This is a genomic window from Sphingomonas sp. PAMC 26621, from assembly GCF_000251145.1.
Lineage (GTDB): Bacteria > Pseudomonadota > Alphaproteobacteria > Sphingomonadales > Sphingomonadaceae > Sphingomonas.
Genome location: NZ_AIDW01000024.1, coordinates 18595 through 35548 on the forward strand (window position 1 = coordinate 18595; position 16954 = coordinate 35548).

A 16954-nucleotide genomic window follows, 5' to 3' on the forward strand; every position below is an offset into this window, starting at 1 on the left:
CACGGTCCGCTGGAGAATGATCGATGCCGCCTGCCACCCTATCCGCCACGTCCGCCGAGGGGCGCACGCAACCGCGCGGGAACAGCCTTGCCGTGCTGTTGCTGGCGATTTCGGCGTTCGTGATCGTCACGACCGAGTTCATCATCGTCGGGCTGCTGCCAAGCCTTTCGCGCGATCTAGGCATATCGATCGCCGCGGCGGGACAGCTCGTCACGCTGTTCGCGTTCACCGTGATGCTCGCAGGACCGTTCCTGACCGCGATGCTTTCGCATTTCGAACGCAAGCGGCTGTTCGTGGTGATCCTGCTGATCTTCGCTGGCGCCAACGCGCTTGCAGCGGCAGCACCGAATATCTGGATCCTCGGCTTCGCCCGCTTCCTGCCCGCGCTGGCGCTCCCGGTCTTCTGGGGCACCGCGAGCGAGACCGCGGGCGCGCTCGCCGGGCCTGAAAAGTCGGGCAAGGCGGTCGCCAATGTCTATCTCGGCATTTCGGGCGCGATGGTGCTCGGCATTCCGCTCGGCACGCTTGCGTCGGACGCGTTCGGCTGGCGCGGGACGTTCTGGGGGCTGTCGGGGCTGTCGCTGCTGATGGGCGTTGCGCTGTTCCTCGTCATGCCGACGCTGGCGAAGCCGGCGCGCGTCAGGCTCGCGGAACAGGCGAAGATCCTGAAGGACCCGTATTTCCTCGGCAACGTCGTGCTGTCGGTGGTCGTCTTCACCGCGATGTTCACTGCCTACACCTATCTTGCCGACACGCTGCAGCAGATCGCGCATATTCCGGCGGCGCAGGTCGGCTGGTGGCTGATGGGGTTCGGGATCGTCGGGCTCGGCGGCAACTGGCTTGGCGGGCAGTTCGTCAGCAAGGGGCCGTTGCTGGTGACTGCGATCGCGGCGCTGGTGCTCGCGGTCGGAATGGCGGCGACGACGCTGCTGGCGGGATCGCCGGTGTGGCTCGGGGTCGCGCTCGCGGTCTGGGGTGTCGCCAACACGGCGCTCTATCCGATCTGCCAGGTCCGCGTGATGCAGTCGGCGAGCCATGCGCAGGCGCTGGCGGGGACGCTCAACGTCTCGATGGCGAACGCCGGGATCGGGCTCGGCGCGATCATCGGGGGCGCGATCATCACGCACCTCGGGCTGGCGAGCGTCGGTTACGTCGCCGCTGGGATTGCCCTCGTCGCGGTCGTGCTGAGCGCGCTGGTGTTCCGCCTGAAGACGCGGGCGGCGGCCTGACACCTTCGCCCGAAAAACCAGACGATTCTTGACCTCAGGATTCATTCGCGCGCGTTGACGCCGCGACACAGGAGACTTCCGATGCCGAAGATTTCGATCGATCAGGATTATGCCGCCCGCGATGCCAGCATCGCGATCAACAGCTACACCACCGTGCTGCGCCGCCCGCGCGTGCCGCACGAGCTGTTCGCGACCTATTGGCGCGACGTTCACGGCCCGCTGTGCTCGCGGATTCCCGGGCTCGCCTGGTACGTCCAGAACCATTTCGACCGCGCGCAGGACGCGCATCTGTGGCCAAACGTCGAGGGCATCACCCCCTTCCCCGACTATGAGCTCGATGGCGGGGTCGAGATCGGCTTCGCCTCTTCCGAGGATCAGGCGGTCTTCAACGAGGCCAGCCACATCCTGTTCGCGGACGAGCAGAACATGTTCGAAGGCACCGTAGCCTACGCCTTGCCCAAGGGCTCGCGCACGCTGGTCGACCGGATCCCGGACGCGACCCCCAATGCGGATGACGGGTTCGACCGGATCCACGTCCATCTCGGCGCGGCGGGGGACGATATGGACGCGTTCGGCGCGTTCCTGACGGGTTTTGCGGAGACGCTGGCGGCGGAGCCCGCGGTGCTCAAGGTCCGGCTGCATCTGCCCGAACGCTACGACAATGCGAACCCCGCGCCGCCCGCCCCCAACGTCAACCATCTCGTGCCGCCGGAGCGGTCGGCGATCGGGATCCTCGAACTCGCGTTCGAGACCCCGCTGACGCGCCGCGCGTTCCTCGAAAGCGACGCGTTCGCGGCAGCCGCACAGGGGCTGCGCCAGCACGTCCGCCACGCCACCGCCTTCGCGGTCAGCGGCGTCTACACCTATGTCCGCGACAAGACGCTGACGCTGGCGGGATTGCGCGGGAGCCGTCCGGCGCAATTGATCGAACGGCTCGGCGCGAACAACCAGGCGGCGGACGACGTGCGCCAGTTGATCCACACGGGGAAGATGTAACCAGCGCGCAGGCGGGACCGCTGCGGAAAGGCAATCGGGGGTTTGATCGTCACCCCCCGGCCGCCAAAGTTGCCGTCATGCTGAACTTGTTTCAGCATCCACCGCGCGACAGGCATTGTCCGGACTCGCGGAGGACTGGATCCTGAAACGAGTTCAGGATGACGGACGGTTTTGAAGGCCTCTCGCCTCCGCGGGGATGACGGCGGTGCGGGCCTGGCCTCAGGCGTCCCGCGCCTCGACGCGGGGAAGGAACAGATACCCACGGTTGCGGACCGTGCGGATGATCTCGTCGCCGCCGTTGACCGCGAGCTTGCGGCGCAACCGGCTGACATGGACGTCGATCGTGCGGTCGTTGCAGCCCGGGCTGTCGCGCCCGGTCAGATCCGCGAGATTCTCGCGCGAATGGACGATCTGCGGGTCGCGCAGGAAGATCGCGAGCATGCGATATTCGGTCTCGGTCACCGCGACGATTGCGCCGTCCGGGGCGGTCAGCTTGCGGCGGCGCGCGTCGAACGTCCAGCCGGCGAAGCCGAAGCAGTCGGTCGGCGGAGTCGGCGCGTGCCCCACTCCAACCGCGCCGCCGCGCGCTGCGGTCGCCGCACGGCGGCGGAGCACCGAGCGGATCCGTGCCATGATCTCGCGCGGGCTGGAGGGTTTGAGGATATAATCGTCCGCCCCCATCTCGAGCGCGACGACCCGGTCGATCTCCCCGGAAATGGCGGAGAACATGATGATGCCGGGGCCATCCTCGACGTGCATCAGCGACCGCAGGATCGACAATCCGTCCTCGCCCGGCATCATGATGTCGAGCACGATCAGGTCGCAGTCGCGCCGCTCGAGCCGGTCGCGCAGCGCGGCGCCATTTGCCACGGCCTCGGCACCAAAGCCGTTCTCGACGAGGAATTCAATCAGCAGCTCGCGCACGCCGGGGTCGTCATCGACGATCACGATCCTTGCGCCGGTGGCGGTTGCGGTGGCAGCCTTGAAGCCGCCGGACGGCATCGTGTCGACGCTGGAATGGAATGTCATGATCATGCGACTCCTGAAGGGACATTGCTGCGGCGACGAACTGCCCCCTTTCCTTGGCGACCATTCTTTTCCGGCTTGTTTCCCGCGATGTCCGCGCGGTCACAAAGCGCCCGGGCGTTGATGGACATGGACATATGCCGGACACATCGCCCCCGCATCGCAGCGCGATGACGATGGCCGCCCACCCAATTCGCGACACGCCGACCCTGCTGGTCGTGGATGACGATCACGCGATCCGCACGTTGCTGACCGAAAGTCTCAGCCGGCACGGCTACCGCGTCGAGACCGCCGCGAGCGCGCAGGAGATGGACGTCGCGCTGGCGCGGCATCCGGTCTCGCTGGTGCTGCTCGACATCATGATGCCGGGCGAGGACGGGATTTCGGCCTGCCGACGGCTGGCGTCGCGCGGTGGCCCTCCGATCGTCTTCCTCAGCGCGCTGGGGGACGAACCCGACCGGATCCTCGGGCTCGAGATGGGCGCGAGCCATTATCTGACCAAGCCGTGCAGCGCACGCGAGATCCTCGCGACCGTCCGCGCGGCGCTTCGCGCGCGGGACGAGATCGCCGCCGAGCCGCGCTATTATTGCTTCCTCGACTGGCGGGTCGATTTCGCCGCACGCGAATTGCTCGACGGCAGCGGGATGCTGGTCGACCTGACCGACGGCGAATTCTCGGTGCTGCGCGCCTTCGTCAAGCGCCCGCGCCGCGTGCTGACGCGCGATGCGTTGCTCGAGGATGCGCGCGGCCCCGATAGCGACGCGTATGACCGCGCGATCGACGTCCAGGTCAGCCGCCTGCGCCGCAAGCTGCGCGCGCGCGACGACGAGATCATCCGCACGATCCGCAACGAAGGCTATTTCTTCGTGCCGTCGGTGACTCGCGCGTGACCGCGATCGCCGAACCGGTTCCCGCGCCCGCTGCTGCGGGCCTGCCCAAATCCTGGCCGTTGTTCCTGCGCATCTTCACGACGATGCTGGTGACGGTCGTGCTGGTCCAGGTCCTCAATTTCGGCGCGTTCCTGCTGATGCCGCCGCCCGCGCCGGTGATCTTCACCACGGGTCGCATCGCCGCGCTGATGCGCGCGGGGCACGACCCGACGGGTTTGCTGACGATCACCACCACCAAGGCACCCCACGCGGTCGACCCCAACCCACGCGACCTCGCGCTTGCCCGGTCGATCGCGTTCGACCTGCAGATCCCGGCGAGCGCAGTGGTGGTGGTCTCGGGGCATCACCGCGGCCCGACGATCGTCAGTGCGTTCCGCCCGCCGCTGGCACCGGGCATGGGCCGTCCGCGCCGCGCGATGGACGATGCGCTGTTCGGCGATTTCACGGTGTCGATCCGGCATGCCGACGGCAGCTGGCGGATCGTCGAGCCGGTCGAGCGGTTGCTCAGCCCGTGGCGGATGCGGATCGTCCTGTGGTTCGTGCTCGCCGCGCTTGCGATCGCGCCGCTGGCCTGGCTGGTGTCGCGCCGGATCGCCAAGCCGATCGCGCTGTTCGCCGCCGCCGCCGACCGTCTTGGACGCGACCCGCGCGCCGAACCGATGGCGCTGTCGGGCCCGTCCGAGATCGCCGAGGCGGCAGCTGCGTTCAACGTGATGCAGGAGCGGCTCAACCGCTATGTCGAGGATCGCACGACGCTGATCGCGGCGGTCGCGCATGATCTGCGCACGCCGCTGATGCGGCTGTCGCTGCGGCTGGAAAAGGCACCCGACCCGATCCGGCTCGCGGGCGAGGAAGACATTCGCGAGATGAGCGAACGGATCGGCGCGGCGATGGCGTTCGTCCGCGAGATGACGCGGCATGTCCGGCGGCAGCGGCTCGACCTGCGCTCGCTCGCCGAAAGCGTCGCGAGCGATGCCGCCGACGCGGGGGGCGCGGTGACGCTCCACCCCGGCACGGCGATCGGGATGGAGGGCGATGCGCCCTCGCTCAAGGCGCTGCTGACCAATCTGGTGAGCAACGCGGTCAATTATGCGGGGAGCGCCGAGATCACGCTGCGCGCAGGGCGCGGGGTCGCGATCATCGAGGTGAGCGACCGTGGCCCGGGGATGGTCCCCGCCGATCTCGCGCGCGCGTTCGAACCGTTCTTCCGCGCCGAACGCTCGCGCAATCGCGACACCGGCGGGACCGGGCTCGGCCTCGCCAGCGTCCGCGCGGTCGCACGCGCGCATGGCGGCGACGCGACGATCGAGAATCGCGACAGCGGCGGGTTGCTCGCGCGGGTGACGCTGCCGGTGTAACGGGTCTTGCCGCCGCCGTCACCCCGGGCTTGTCCCGGGGTCTACCGTGCAGCCATTCCAACGGTTTACGGACGCAAACCACGGTGGACCCCGGCACAGGGCCGGGGTGACGGCGGAAGTCGGGAGAGGGTCCGGCACCGGTTCAGGGCGCTCGCCACCTTCACGGAACGAGCCGCCACCAGTTCTGCACCGCATAGAGCACGATCCGCACGATCACTGGAACGTCGCCCCGGCCGCCAGCATCTTGGAAGGGCTGATGCCCTGCTGTTCGAGAAACTGGTTGAGCCCGGTGACCAGCTCGAGCGCGGCCGTGGTGGTGAGCGCGATCCGCCCGACGACGACCCGCTCGAGCGCAGGCTGCGGGCGGCTATGGTCGCACCGCGCGCTCTCAAGCGTCATCACGATCACGCCATTCATGTTGGCGAGTCCCGAATAGCCGGTCGCGAAGATCTCGGGCGCGAACGGATTGTCGACATAGGGCGTTTCCGCGAGCTTCTGCTCGGGGACGATCGGGCTCTTGATGGCAACGTACATGACAGGCCTTTCAGACAAGCGCTCCGGCGGGGGGGACGGGAACGCACGGCTCTGGTGCGCTCGCCAAATGTCTGCCGCGTGTCCCGCGCTTGGCTGCGACGACACAGAAGCCGCGCGCGCCGCGGCGCGCGTTGCGCGGCGTGACGTCGCATAGCGCCCGCGACGCATCGCGTGGCGCGGGTGTCACACGCGAAAATCCGCCGGACACATCGCCTCCCTAGCCCGACGGCTGGTTGGAGATGCAGTGATGTTCCTGGTTCTGGGCGTTGGCCCGATCGTTTTCGCGTCCGCTGCCGTGTCCGGTACGGCGGTTCCCCCAAAGCCCCTTTCGCAGCAGCAGCCCGCAGCCCCGACACCGGCCGCGCCCCGCCCGATCACGTCGATCCGCGTCGAGGGTGCGCAACGCGTCGAGCCCGAGACGGTGCTGTCCTATACCAGGCTGCGCACGGGCCAGCCCTTCACCCACGAGACGCTCGATCAGGCGATCAAGGATCTCTACGCGAGCGACCTGTTCGCCGACGTGTCGATCGCGGGAGCCGAGACCGGCGCCATCGTGCTGCGCGTCCGCGAGAACCCGATCATCAACCGCATCCTGTTCGAGGGGAACAAGCGGCTGAAGGAGGACAAGATCAAGAAGGAGGTGAAGCTCGCGCCGCGCCAGATCTTCACGCGCACCGCGGTCCGCCAGGATGTCGCGCGGATCATCGAGCTGTATCGTCGCCAGGGGCGTTTTGCCGCGGTGGTCGAGCCGAAGATGGTCAACCTCGACCAGAACCGCGTCGACGTGATCTTCGAGGTGTCGGAAGGCCCGAAGTCCAAGGTCCGCCAGATCAACATCCTCGGCAACACGGTGTTTTCGGAAGGGAAACTGCGCGAGCAGATGGCCACCAAGGAAGCACGGCTCAAGACGCTGTTGAGCTCGAACACCAGCTACGACCAGGATCGCCTCGCCTATGACCAGCAGAAGCTGCGGCAATTCTACCTGACCGAGGGCTATCCGACTTCAAGGTCATCTCCGCGGTCGCCGAGCTGACCCCGGACAAGAGGGACTTCATCATCACTTACGTGGTCGAGGAGGGAAAACGCTACAAATTCGGCGACGTGACGGTCGACAGCGATATTCGCGACTTCGACAACAAGAAGCTCGCCGCCAGCCTCGGGATCACCAAGGGCAGCTGGTACAACGCCAAGCAGGTCGAGACCGCGGTGGACTCGCTCAGCCAGGCGGCGGGCGCGTTCGGCTACGCCTTCGTCGACGTCAGCCCCGATTTCCAGCGTGACAAGGACACGCTGACGATGGGGATCAACTTCCACGTCGCCGAGGCCAAGCGGACCTACATCGAGCGGATCGACGTCAACGGCAATACGCAGACGCAGGACAAGATCATCCGCCGCGAGATCCGGCTGGCGGAGGGGGACGCGTTCAGCAGCTTCCAGGTCAAGCGCTCGCAGGACCGGATCAACTCGTTGGGGTATTTCCAGGACAAGTTCGAGATCAAGCAGACGCAAGGGTCCGCCCCCGACCGCGTCGTGCTGACCGCCGACGTGCAGGAGAAATCGACCGGCGAGCTGTCGCTGTCGGCGGGCTATTCGAGCCTCGAGAAGTTCATCATCCAAGCGTCGATCAAGCAGCGCAATTTTCGCGGCAAGGGGCAGGAACTGCGCGCGAGCGTGAGCTATTCGACCTATTCCAAGTCGGTCGAGCTGGGGTTCACTGAGCCCTATCTGTTCGACACCAACGTCGCGCTCGGCGGCGACATCTTCCGGCGCGACTATCGCTCATACAATACCGTCGGCGACACCAACACGACGACCTACACGCAGCTTTCAACGGGTTTCCAGATCCGCGCGGCCTTGCCGCTGAGCGAATATTGGACCGCCTCGACGCGCTATGGCCTCAGCTACGACCAGGTCTCGCTCGATGCGGCGACCTATTACACCAACGGCGCCTGCGACACGGCGCTTGCGGGATCCTATCTGTGCGACGCGGTCGGCAACCGGTGGACCTCGTCGGTCGGCTATTCGATCATCTTCGATTCGCTCAACAGCCGGCTCAACCCGACCAAAGGGTCACGCCTGTCGATCAGCCAGGATTTCGCGGGGCTGGGCGGCGACACGCATTATCTCCGCTCGACCGTCATCGCGTCCAAATATTGGGGCCTCGGCTCGGGCTTCGTGCTCAACGCGCAGGCCGAGGGCGGGCATATCCAGGGGATCGGGCAGGATGTCCGGCTGACCGACCGCTTCTTCCTCGGCGACCCGCAGATGCGCGGGTTCGACATTCGCGGCGTCGGGCCGCGCGTGACGCGGAGTTATTACGACGTCTCGACGATCCCCGCGACGCTGACCGCGGCGAGCAACAACACGTCCGAGGCGCTCGGCGGCGACACTTATTATCGCGGGCGGCTGGAGATGGAGCTGCCGCTCGGCGCGGGGATGCGCGAACTCGGGCTGCGGCCGTCGATCTATGCCGATATCGGCGCGGTGTTCGGCGGCAAGACCCCGACGCTCGCGGACAGTTGCGCCGCCGCGATCGTCGCGGCGGTCGCGTGCACCACGACGACGCGGCAATATACCAGCAGCAGCGGCGCGCCGTTGTATCTGGACTCCTCCGGTAACAGCACCACCACCAACACCGGCACGCCTTACACCTACGCCCTGAGCAATTACCGCGAGACCTATTCGGGCAACAGCCCGAAGCCGCGCGTCTCGATCGGGATCGGGGTCAACTGGAACTCGCCGTTCGGGCCGCTCCGGATCGATCTGGCGAAGGCGCTGCTCAAGCAGAAGGGCGACGATACCAAGCTGGTGACGTTCAACGTGGGCGGGCAGTTCTGAAGACAGGGCCCGGGCGCGAACCCGCTTGTGCGACGACGGATGACCGGCTGTCGTACCCGGGCGGCTTTTCATCGCATTCGCCCCGCCGGGCATGGCAACCGCTCCCGGCAAGTCCTACTAAAGACCCCGTCCGTGCGGTCGAACCGCCAGCACGTCTGAGTGGGAGGGTCGCAATGTCGATAACCGTCAATGGCACCAGCGTCGCGATCCCGGATGATCCGCGCGTCTCGCTGCTCGATCTGCTGCGCGAAGGGCTTCAGTTGTCGGGCACCAAGAAGGGCTGCAACCAGGGCGCGTGCGGCGCGTGCACCGTGCTGGTCGATGGCGAGCGGATCCTGTCGTGCCTCGCGCTCGCCGTGCAATATGACGGGCGCAGCGTCACCACGATCGAGGGGATCGGCGCGGACGGTGCGCTCCACCCGCTGCAACAGGCGTTCATCGTCCATGACGGGTTCCAGTGCGGCTATTGCACGCCCGGGCAGATCTGCTCGGCGATCGGCATGGCGGCGGAGGCAAAGCGCGGCGTGCCGAGCAACGTTTCGGCCGACCTCGACGGCGACGTGGTTCTGACCCGCGAAGAATTGCAGGAGCGGATGAGCGGCAATCTGTGCCGCTGCGGTGCGCATAACGGGATCATCGACGCGATCCGCGAAACGATCGACGCGGAGATGGCGGCATGACCCCCTTCAGCTTCGCGCGCGCGACCGACGCCGCCGACGCGCTCCGGCTCGGCGCGGGGGATGCGACCGCCTATCTCGGCGGCGGCACCAACATCGTCGACCTGATGCGCGAGACGATCGCCAAACCGACGACGCTGATCGATGTCACCGGGCTTCTGGCCGACATCGTCGAGACCGAAGGCGGCGGGCTGATGATCGGCGCGGCGGTTCGCAACACGGCGCTTGCCGAGCATCGCGCGGTGCGGTCACGCTACCCCGTGCTTGCGCGCGCGATCCTCGCCGGGGCGTCGCCGCAGATCCGCAACATGGCGACGGTCGGCGGCAATGTGCTGCAACGGACGCGCTGCACCTATTTCTACGACACCGCCGGGTCGCGCTGCAACAAGCGCGCACCGGGATCCGGGTGCGACGCGGCGGAGGGGTTCAACCGGATCCACGCGATCGTCGGCGCCTCCTCTGCTTGCGTCGCGACGCATCCGTCGGACATGTGCGTCGCGCTCGCCGCGCTCGATGCGACCGTCCATGTCGACGGCGCAGGCGGCGCGCGGACGCTGCCGTTCACCGATCTTCACCGGCTGCCGGGCGACCATCCCGAATTCGACACGGTGCTCGAGGCGGGCGAACTGATCACCGCGATCGAACTTCCCGCGCTGCCATTCGCCACGCGGTCGAGCTATCGCAAGGTGCGCGACCGTTCGAGCTATGCGTTCGCGCTCGTCTCGATCGCCGCCGCGCTCGACGTTGCGGACGGGCAGATCCGCGACGTGCGGATCGCGTTCGGCGGGGTCGCGCACAAGCCCTGGCGCGCGCTCAAGGCGGAAGCCGTGCTGCGCGGCGGCCCCGCGACCGAAGCGGCGTTCCGCGATGCCGCGCTCGCCGAACTGGCGGATGCGAAACCGCTGCGCGACAACGCCTTCAAGCCCGATCTCCTCACGCGAACCCTCATCGCCGTTCTCGGCGACCTTGCCGGAGCAGCAGCATGACCATCGTCGAGGATGCCAAGACCGCGGTCCAGAGCGCGGTCCAGGGCGTGATGAGCAAGCTCGTCCCGCTCGCCCCCGATAGCTGGATCCCGGGCGGCGTCCCCGATCCGCTGATCCGGCAGCAGCACGGGTTGATCGGCAGCGAAGTGTCGCGGCTCGATGGTGCGTTCAAGGTGCAGGGCAGCGCGCGTTTCGCCGCCGAGTTCGCGCTCGACGACATGGTCTATGCCGCCCTCGTGTTCGCGACGATCCCGCGCGGGCGGATCACGTCGATCACCACCGCTTCGGCCGAGGCGGCGACCGGGGTCGTGCTGGTGATGACGCATCTGAACGCGCCGCGGATGAACAAGCCCGCGGTGTTCGGCTCCTCCTCAACGGCGGCGGGGCCGAGCGACCTGCCGATCCTGCAGGACGACCGGATCCACTGGAACGGCCAGCCGATCGCGGTGGTGCTCGCCGAGACGCAGGAACAGGCGGATCATGCCGCCTCGCTGATCGAGACGACCTACGCGCCCGAGCCGTCGACCACCACGTTCGAAGGCGCCAAGGCCGAAGGCGCGCAGCCGGGCCTGTTCATGGGGCAACCGCTGCTGACCGAGATCGGCGACGCCGAGGCGACGCTCGCGGCGGCGACGCACCGGGTCGACCAGATCTATCGCACCCCGCGGCACAGCCACAATGCGATCGAACCGCATGCGACCACGGTCGCCTGGGTCGACGGCACGCTCGTCATCCACGACGCGAGCCAGCTCGTCACAGCCGCGGCCGCGACGATCGCGGACGTGTTCGATCTCGAGCCCGAGCAGGTCCGTGTCACCTCGCCCTATGTCGGGGGCGGGTTCGGCGGCAAATGCCTGTGGGATCATCAGATCCTTGGTGCCGCCGCAGCCAAGCTCGCGCAGCGCCCGGTGCGGATCGCGCTGTCGCGCGAGGGCGTGTACCGCATCGTCGGCGGCCGCACGCTGACCGAGCAACGCGTCGCGCTCGGCGCGAATGCCGACGGGCATTTGACCGCGCTGATCCACACCGGCACGGTCGCAATGACGCCGCACAACAACATGCCCGAACCGTTCATCGCGGGAACGCGCGGCGCCTATGCGGCGGACAGCTTCAAGCTGTCGGTCGAGACGGTGACGATGAACATGCTCGCCAACACGTTCATGCGCGCACCGGGCGAGGCGGTCGGCACGTTCGCGCTCGAATCCGCGATCGACGAGTTGGCGGTCGAGCTCGGGATCGATCCGATCGACCTGCGGCTGCGCAACGAGCCCGAGCAGGACCCGACCTCGGGCCTGCCCTTCTCCTCGCGCCACATCGTCGAGGCATGGCATGCGGGCTCAGAACGGTTCGGCTGGGCCAAGCGCAACCCGGTCCCCCGGTCGCACCGAGACGGCGAATGGCTCGTCGGCATGGGCTGCGCGACCGCGACCTATCCCTATTACCGGATGCCCGGCGGTGCCGCGCGGATCACGATCAACCGCGACGGGACCGCGCTGGTCGAGGTCGCGGCGCACGAGATGGGGATGGGCACGTCGACCACCACCGCGATGGTCGCCGCCGAACGGCTCGGTCTACCGATGGACAAGGTCGAGGTGCGCTACGGCGATTCGATCATCCCCGGCGCGATTCTCGCAGGCGGATCGCAGCAGACCGCCGCGATCGGTGCGGCGGTGATCGCCGCGCACAACGCGCTCGTCGCCGAGCTGCTCAAGCTCGCGGGGAACGACTCGCCGCTGGCCGGGCTTTCCGCCGACCAGATCGGGAGCGAGGACGGCGGCCTCGCGCGGCTCGACGATGCCACGAAGCGCGAGAGCTACGTCTCGATCCTCGAACGCGCGCAGCGCGACTCGGTGACGGTCATGGAACAGGGGTCGCAGCCGCTCGAGCTGATGCACTGGTCGATGCATTCGCACGGCGCGATGTTCTGCGAAGTCCGCGTCAACGCGGTGACCGGCGAGACGCGAGTCAGCCGCTTCCTCGGCTCTTTCGACACCGGGCGGATCCTCAACCCCAAGACCGCGCGCAGCCAGTTCCGCGGCGGGATCATCATGGGGCTCGGCCTCGCGCTGATGGAGGAGACGCAGTTCGACGAACGCAACGGGCGGATCATGAACCCGAGCCTCGCCGAATATCACGTGCCGGTGCACCTCGACGTTCCCGAGATCGACGTGATCTGGACCGACATCGCCGACCCGCACACCCCGATGGGCGCGCACGGGATCGGCGAGATCGGGATCACCGGCGTCGGCGCGGCGGTCGCAAACGCGATCTTCAATGCGACCGGGCGGCGGGTGCGCGACTTGCCGATCACGCTCGACAAGCTGCTGTAGGGGGGCCGTGCGGTCCCCCGACCCACCGTTCGTTTCGAGCGAAGTCGAGAAACCTGCGCTGTGCCAGGTTTCTCGACTTCGCTCGAAACGAACGGTGGAAGGGTGTGTTTTAACCCGGCCTACCCGAACAGCCCCACCTCACCGAAACAGTTTCGGCGCGAAATCCTCGAGATAGCGCCGCCAGTTGATCCACGTATGCCCGCCGGTGCTCTCGTTATACGTCACCTTCACCTTATGCTTCGCGAGCAACGCACGCGTCGGCGCGGACGTGTTGTAGAGGAAATCGTCCTTGCCGATCGCGTAATAGACCAGCCGCATCGCGCGCGCGTCGCGGTCGAGCGCAGCGGCGTTGGCGGTCTCGTAATCCTTCACCTGCTGCAGGTCGCCATTGACCCCGAGCCCCATGCTGAAGATCCCGGTCCAGTGGAACAGCTCGGGATGCGTCAGCCCGAAGCGGATCGTGTGCGCACCGCCCATCGACAGCCCTGCCATCGCGCGCGAGTCGGGTTTAGCGATCGTCCGGTAGGTCGAATCGACCAGCGGGATCAGGTCGCCGATCAGGTCGTTGCCGAAGTCGGTGTTGACGAGCAGGTTCGGCTGCGGGCGATCGGGCGTATGGCCGAACGGCATCACGACGATCATCGGCCTGGCGCGCCCGCTCGCGATGAGGTTGTCGAGGATGAAATTGGCATGGCCGACCGAGGTCCAGCTGTCGTCGCTGTCGCCCGCGCCGTGGACGAGGTACAGCACCGGATAGCTGCCACGCCCCTTTTCATACCCCGGCGGGGTGTAGACATGCGCGCGGCGCTCAGCGTTGATCGCTTTCGACCAGTAATGGATCGTCGCGACCTCGCCGTGCGGCACATCCCGCCGGAAAGTCTGGAACGCACCTGCCGCGCCCGGCACCTCGAACACGCTGTTGGTCCCGGTGCGCTCTTCCGAGAAATGCGTCCCGCGCGGGTCGGGGACGCGCGCGCCATCGACGCGGAAATTGAAGCGATAGGTGTCGGGCGCGACCACGCTTTCGGTGGTGACGCTCCACAGGCCGGAGGCGTCCTTCGCCATCGCGAGCCCGACCGGGCTGCCCGGCGGGTTGCCCGCCGGCACGATGCCGGGGAGATCGGAACTGGTCACGCGAACCTCGCGCGCTTCGGGGGCGCACAGGCGGAAGGTCACGCGGCCATCCGCGAGCACTTCGACCGATTGGTACTGGACCTGCGCGTAGAAGCTCTGCGGCAAACAACTTGCTGCAACCTTCGCCGGGACGACCGCTGACGGCGGGGTTTGCGCGGCGAGCGGCGTACCACATGCCATCATGGTAGAGAGCATCACGCCCCCAAAAGCCCGGCTCCGTGTGATCCGCATGTGCTATCCCCCCTGTTTATGCCCGACTATGTGCGGTCCGTGCCCCGGCTGCAACCGTACCGCGGCTCGGCTGGACGTTTGGTCGGGAATGCCTATATACCGCTCGGTATGAATAGCGTGTGTTCCCTCCCCGCCCCGAAAGGCCGGCCCCGCGAGTTCGATGTCGACGAAGCGCTCGGCAAGGCCCTGCTGGTGTTCTGGCGCAATGGCTATGAAGCCGCGTCGATGGCCGAGCTGACCGGCGCGATGGGGATCACCAAGCCAAGCCTGTATGCCGCGTTCGGCAACAAGGAGGCGCTGTTCCACAAGGCGCTCGATCTCTACGAGCGTGAGAAGCTCGCGTACATGACCTCGGCGCTCGAGGCGCCGACCGCGCGGGGAGTCGCGGAACGGTTGCTGACGGGCGCGCTCCAGATGCAGATGAGCACCTGCGATCCCAAGGGATGCCTCGGCGTCATCAGCGCGGCCACGTGCGGCGCGGAAGCCGAGCCGATCAAGGCCGAGGTCGTCAAGCGCCGCGCTTCGTCCGAAGCGGCGCTGATCCGCCGATTTGAGCAGGCACAGGCCGCGGGCGAACTCCCCGAGGGGATGACCCCGTCGGCGCTGATGCGGTTCCTGTACGCGATCCTGCAGGGGATCGCGCTGCAGGGCGGATCGGGCGCGACCTGTGCCGAGCTCAGCGAACTGGTCGCAACCAGCATGCTCGTGTGGCCCACCAAATAAAGTGCCGGACCACTGGCGATAAATATTCGATACGGTATAGAATGCAGTTGACGCGCTGGATGCCCGCTTTATATACCGACTGGTATTGAAGTCGGTTCCGATGCGGACCCGGCGTCGCACGAAGGGTTTCCGCCCATGATCCAGACAACCACCTGACCCACACGCGGCGAAATCCGCGTGCTTCTCCTGATCTCCGATCCGCATGGCGGCACGCAGCGCGTGTCCGCCGGATAGATCGCACGTCCATCAAAACGGCGCCCCGCTGACGATTGCTCGTCCGCGACAGCCTTCACTCGTCCGCTTCATCGGCAAAGACCCAAAGGGGGAATTTCCATGGCCTATTACGACATCAGCAACCCGTTCGCCGCACCCGTCTGCAGCCGTACCCAGCTCGCCAGCGCCCAGACGGCCAGCCCCTTACCCACCAGCTTCTCCGCACTCGAATGGAGCGTCATCGCCCTGTCCCAGCGCGATAGCCTGGGCAGCCTGCGGACGCCGGGCCGCATGTCCCGCGCGCTTGGTCGCCTGTTCGGGCGGGGCACCGCATCGCGGCTCGCGGACCCCAAGCTCGAGGCGCTGCGCCGCGCAGCGGTCTATGCGCGCCATCGCGGCTTCGCGCTGCCGGTAACCGAGATCAGCAACTTCCACGAAAACGGCTTCTCCGAGGCGCAGATGGAGACGCTCGTTACCAGCGTCACCGGGATGCGCGTCGGCCAGACCAGTCGGAGAGTCCCCGCATGAACATGCAAGCCCCGATCGACACCACGCAGCACGCCGCGCCACGCGCCCGCGCGGGCTGGACGCGCTGGCAGAAGCGCGGGCTCATCCTCGTGCCGATCGCGATCGCCGGGGTCGTCGGCGTCAAGCTGATCGACCATTCCGACGCGGTCGCCGCCGCGCCGCCCCCCGCCGCGGTGACGGTCGCCGCACCGCTGGTCCGCCAGGTCAGCGAGTGGGACGATTATGTCGGCCGCTTCGCGCCGAGCCGGTCGGTCGAGGTGCGCCCGCGTGTCGCGGGCGAAGTGACGGGCGTGCATTTCCACGACGGCGACGTGGTCCGCCCGGGCCAGTTGCTGTTCACGATCGACTCGCGCCCCTTCGCCGCCGCGCTCGCGGAAGCGCGCGCCAATGAAGCGAGCGCGCAAAGCGCACTGGTGCTCGCGCGCACCGATCTCGGTCGCGCGACTCGGCTGATCAAGGACGATGCGGTATCGGCAGGCGAAGTCGACGCGCTCCGCGGCAAGTTGCAAGCCGCGCAGGCCGGGCTCGCCGCCGCGCAGGCGCGCGTCCGCGCGCGCGCGCTCGACGTGTCGTTCACGCAGATCCGTGCGCCGATCGGCGGGCGCATCTCGGACCGCAAGGTCGATGCGGGCAATCAGGTCGCGGGCGGCGAAGGTACCGGCGGCACCGTGCTCACCACGATCAACGCGCTCGACCCGATCTACTTCACCTTCGACGGGTCCGAGGCGCTGTTCCTCAAGACCCAGCGCGCGCGCCAGCCGGGGGCCGCCGCCCCCGCGGTCGAGATCCAGTTGCAGGACGAGACCGCGCATCGCTGGAAGGGCAAGCTCGACTTCACCGACAACGGCCTCGACACGCATTCGGGAACGATCCGCGGGCGCGCGGTGCTGCCCAATCCGGGGCTGTTCCTGACGCCGGGGATGTTTGGCAACATGCGGCTCGCCAGCGCCGGGACCAGGCCCGCGTTGCTCGTCCCCGACGATGCGGTGCAGACCGACCAAGCGCGCAAGGTGTTGCTGACGGTCGGGCCCGACAACGTCGTGACCGCCAAGCCGGTGGTGCTCGGTGCGGTAGTCGACGGGATGCGGGTAATCCGCTCGGGCGTTGGCCCGCAGGATCGGATCATCATCAAGGGCACGCAGATGGCGATGCCGGGGGCCAAGGTGACGCCGACGCTCGGCAAGATCGCGGTGTCGGCGGATGCATCCGCTCCGATGGCGCAGCCGATCGCAGGCGAAGCGACGCTCTCCAAGTAATGCGC

At 67.5% G+C, this 16954-nt stretch carries 15 protein-coding genes; 12 read left to right on the forward strand and 3 right to left on the reverse strand.

The genetic code is table 11. The features are described 5' to 3' along the window. Nucleotides 1-23 precede the first annotated feature (23 nt). Together RI03_RS14275 and RI03_RS14280 are read left to right on the forward strand one after the other, a co-directional pair. Nucleotides 24-1229 (forward strand): MFS transporter, encoded by a 1206-nt coding sequence (locus RI03_RS14275; RefSeq protein ID WP_026046742.1) that lies wholly within the window; start codon nt 24-26, stop codon nt 1227-1229. Between the two features lie 81 nt (nt 1230-1310). After that, nucleotides 1311-2225, forward strand: coding sequence for an EthD domain-containing protein (locus tag RI03_RS14280; RefSeq protein WP_010218091.1), 915 nt, complete (start codon nt 1311-1313; stop codon nt 2223-2225). Between the two features lie 219 nt (nt 2226-2444). Here the strand turns inward: RI03_RS14280 and RI03_RS14285 are convergent, their stop codons facing one another. Continuing rightward, nucleotides 2445-3260: a response regulator gene (locus tag RI03_RS14285; protein ID WP_010218092.1), complete on the reverse strand. Its 816-nt coding sequence runs from the start codon at nt 3258-3260 to the stop codon at nt 2445-2447. A gap of 128 nt (nt 3261-3388) precedes the next feature. Between RI03_RS14285 and RI03_RS14290 the strand changes: the two genes are divergently transcribed. Together RI03_RS14290 and RI03_RS14295 are read left to right on the forward strand one after the other, a co-directional pair. Next, nucleotides 3389-4141: a response regulator gene (locus tag RI03_RS14290; RefSeq protein ID WP_010160623.1), complete on the forward strand. Its 753-nt coding sequence runs from the start codon at nt 3389-3391 to the stop codon at nt 4139-4141. After that, nucleotides 4138-5499 carry a HAMP domain-containing sensor histidine kinase gene (locus RI03_RS14295; RefSeq protein WP_010218093.1) on the forward strand — a complete coding sequence of 454 codons (1362 nt, stop codon included), beginning with the start codon at nt 4138-4140 and terminating at the stop codon, nt 5497-5499. The genes RI03_RS14290 and RI03_RS14295 overlap by 4 nt, the downstream gene beginning before the upstream one ends. Before the next feature lie 213 nt (nt 5500-5712). On the opposite strand, the gene RI03_RS14300 is transcribed toward RI03_RS14295, so the two are convergent. After that, on the reverse strand, nt 5713-6033 hold the full coding sequence (locus tag RI03_RS14300) for a hypothetical protein (protein ID WP_010218094.1): 321 nt from the start codon (nt 6031-6033) through the stop codon (nt 5713-5715). A gap of 247 nt (nt 6034-6280) precedes the next feature. On the opposite strand from RI03_RS14300, the gene RI03_RS25370 reads away from it, so the two are divergent. The 5 genes from RI03_RS25370 to RI03_RS14320 all read left to right on the forward strand — a co-directional run bounded on the left by RI03_RS25370 (nt 6281) and on the right by RI03_RS14320 (nt 12864). Then, nucleotides 6281-7066: a POTRA domain-containing protein gene (locus RI03_RS25370; protein WP_443208558.1), complete on the forward strand. Its 786-nt coding sequence runs from the start codon at nt 6281-6283 to the stop codon at nt 7064-7066. Beyond that, nucleotides 7063-8871 carry an outer membrane protein assembly factor BamA gene (gene bamA / locus RI03_RS14305; protein ID WP_443208559.1) on the forward strand — a complete coding sequence of 603 codons (1809 nt, stop codon included), beginning with the start codon at nt 7063-7065 and terminating at the stop codon, nt 8869-8871. Before RI03_RS25370 ends, bamA begins: the two co-directional genes overlap by 4 nt. Nucleotides 8872-9044: 173 nt before the next feature. Then, nucleotides 9045-9551, forward strand: coding sequence for a 2Fe-2S iron-sulfur cluster-binding protein (locus RI03_RS14310; protein ID WP_010160627.1), 507 nt, complete (start codon nt 9045-9047; stop codon nt 9549-9551). Continuing rightward, complete coding sequence (locus RI03_RS14315; RefSeq protein WP_010218095.1) at nt 9548-10534, forward strand: FAD binding domain-containing protein; 987 nt, start codon at nt 9548-9550, stop codon at nt 10532-10534. The genes RI03_RS14310 and RI03_RS14315 overlap by 4 nt, the downstream gene beginning before the upstream one ends. Continuing rightward, nucleotides 10531-12864, forward strand: coding sequence for a xanthine dehydrogenase family protein molybdopterin-binding subunit (locus RI03_RS14320; RefSeq protein ID WP_010218096.1), 2334 nt, complete (start codon nt 10531-10533; stop codon nt 12862-12864). Before RI03_RS14315 ends, RI03_RS14320 begins: the two co-directional genes overlap by 4 nt. A gap of 138 nt (nt 12865-13002) precedes the next feature. Here RI03_RS14320 and RI03_RS14325 read toward each other — a convergent pair whose 3' ends face one another. Continuing rightward, nucleotides 13003-14229 (reverse strand): alpha/beta hydrolase, encoded by a 1227-nt coding sequence (locus tag RI03_RS14325; RefSeq protein ID WP_238542373.1) that lies wholly within the window; start codon nt 14227-14229, stop codon nt 13003-13005. A 108-nt stretch (nt 14230-14337) separates the two neighbouring features. Between RI03_RS14325 and RI03_RS14330 the strand changes: the two genes are divergently transcribed. The 3 genes from RI03_RS14330 to RI03_RS14340 all read left to right on the forward strand — a co-directional run bounded on the left by RI03_RS14330 (nt 14338) and on the right by RI03_RS14340 (nt 16949). Beyond that, nucleotides 14338-14952, forward strand: coding sequence for a TetR/AcrR family transcriptional regulator (locus tag RI03_RS14330; protein ID WP_010218098.1), 615 nt, complete (start codon nt 14338-14340; stop codon nt 14950-14952). Nucleotides 14953-15285: 333 nt separating this feature from the next. Next, nucleotides 15286-15693 (forward strand): hypothetical protein, encoded by a 408-nt coding sequence (locus tag RI03_RS14335; protein ID WP_010218099.1) that lies wholly within the window; start codon nt 15286-15288, stop codon nt 15691-15693. Next, nucleotides 15690-16949, forward strand: coding sequence for an efflux RND transporter periplasmic adaptor subunit (locus RI03_RS14340; RefSeq protein WP_010218100.1), 1260 nt, complete (start codon nt 15690-15692; stop codon nt 16947-16949). The genes RI03_RS14335 and RI03_RS14340 overlap by 4 nt, the downstream gene beginning before the upstream one ends. Nucleotides 16950-16954 lie beyond the last annotated feature (5 nt).

What these genes read in the sequence shown, in the direction of transcription:
- RI03_RS14320 (WP_010218096.1), top strand. Translation starts at nt 10,531, where the DNA reads ATGACCATCGTCGAGGATGCCAAGACCGCGGTCCAGAGCGCGGTCCAG.
- RI03_RS14315 (WP_010218095.1), top strand. Translation starts at nt 9,548, where the DNA reads ATGACCCCCTTCAGCTTCGCGCGCGCGACCGACGCCGCCGACGCGCTC.
- RI03_RS14290 (WP_010160623.1), top strand. Translation starts at nt 3,389, where the DNA reads ATGCCGGACACATCGCCCCCGCATCGCAGCGCGATGACGATGGCCGCC.
- RI03_RS14300 (WP_010218094.1), bottom strand. Translation starts at nt 6,033, where the DNA reads ATGTACGTTGCCATCAAGAGCCCGATCGTCCCCGAGCAGAAGCTCGCG.
- RI03_RS14310 (WP_010160627.1), top strand. Translation starts at nt 9,045, where the DNA reads ATGTCGATAACCGTCAATGGCACCAGCGTCGCGATCCCGGATGATCCG.
- RI03_RS14280 (WP_010218091.1), top strand. Translation starts at nt 1,311, where the DNA reads ATGCCGAAGATTTCGATCGATCAGGATTATGCCGCCCGCGATGCCAGC.
- RI03_RS14275 (WP_026046742.1), top strand. Translation starts at nt 24, where the DNA reads ATGCCGCCTGCCACCCTATCCGCCACGTCCGCCGAGGGGCGCACGCAA.
- RI03_RS14340 (WP_010218100.1), top strand. Translation starts at nt 15,690, where the DNA reads ATGAACATGCAAGCCCCGATCGACACCACGCAGCACGCCGCGCCACGC.
- RI03_RS25370 (WP_443208558.1), top strand. Translation starts at nt 6,281, where the DNA reads ATGTTCCTGGTTCTGGGCGTTGGCCCGATCGTTTTCGCGTCCGCTGCC.
- RI03_RS14325 (WP_238542373.1), bottom strand. Translation starts at nt 14,229, where the DNA reads ATGCGGATCACACGGAGCCGGGCTTTTGGGGGCGTGATGCTCTCTACC.
- RI03_RS14285 (WP_010218092.1), bottom strand. Translation starts at nt 3,260, where the DNA reads ATGATCATGACATTCCATTCCAGCGTCGACACGATGCCGTCCGGCGGC.
- RI03_RS14330 (WP_010218098.1), top strand. Translation starts at nt 14,338, where the DNA reads ATGAATAGCGTGTGTTCCCTCCCCGCCCCGAAAGGCCGGCCCCGCGAG.
- RI03_RS14335 (WP_010218099.1), top strand. Translation starts at nt 15,286, where the DNA reads ATGGCCTATTACGACATCAGCAACCCGTTCGCCGCACCCGTCTGCAGC.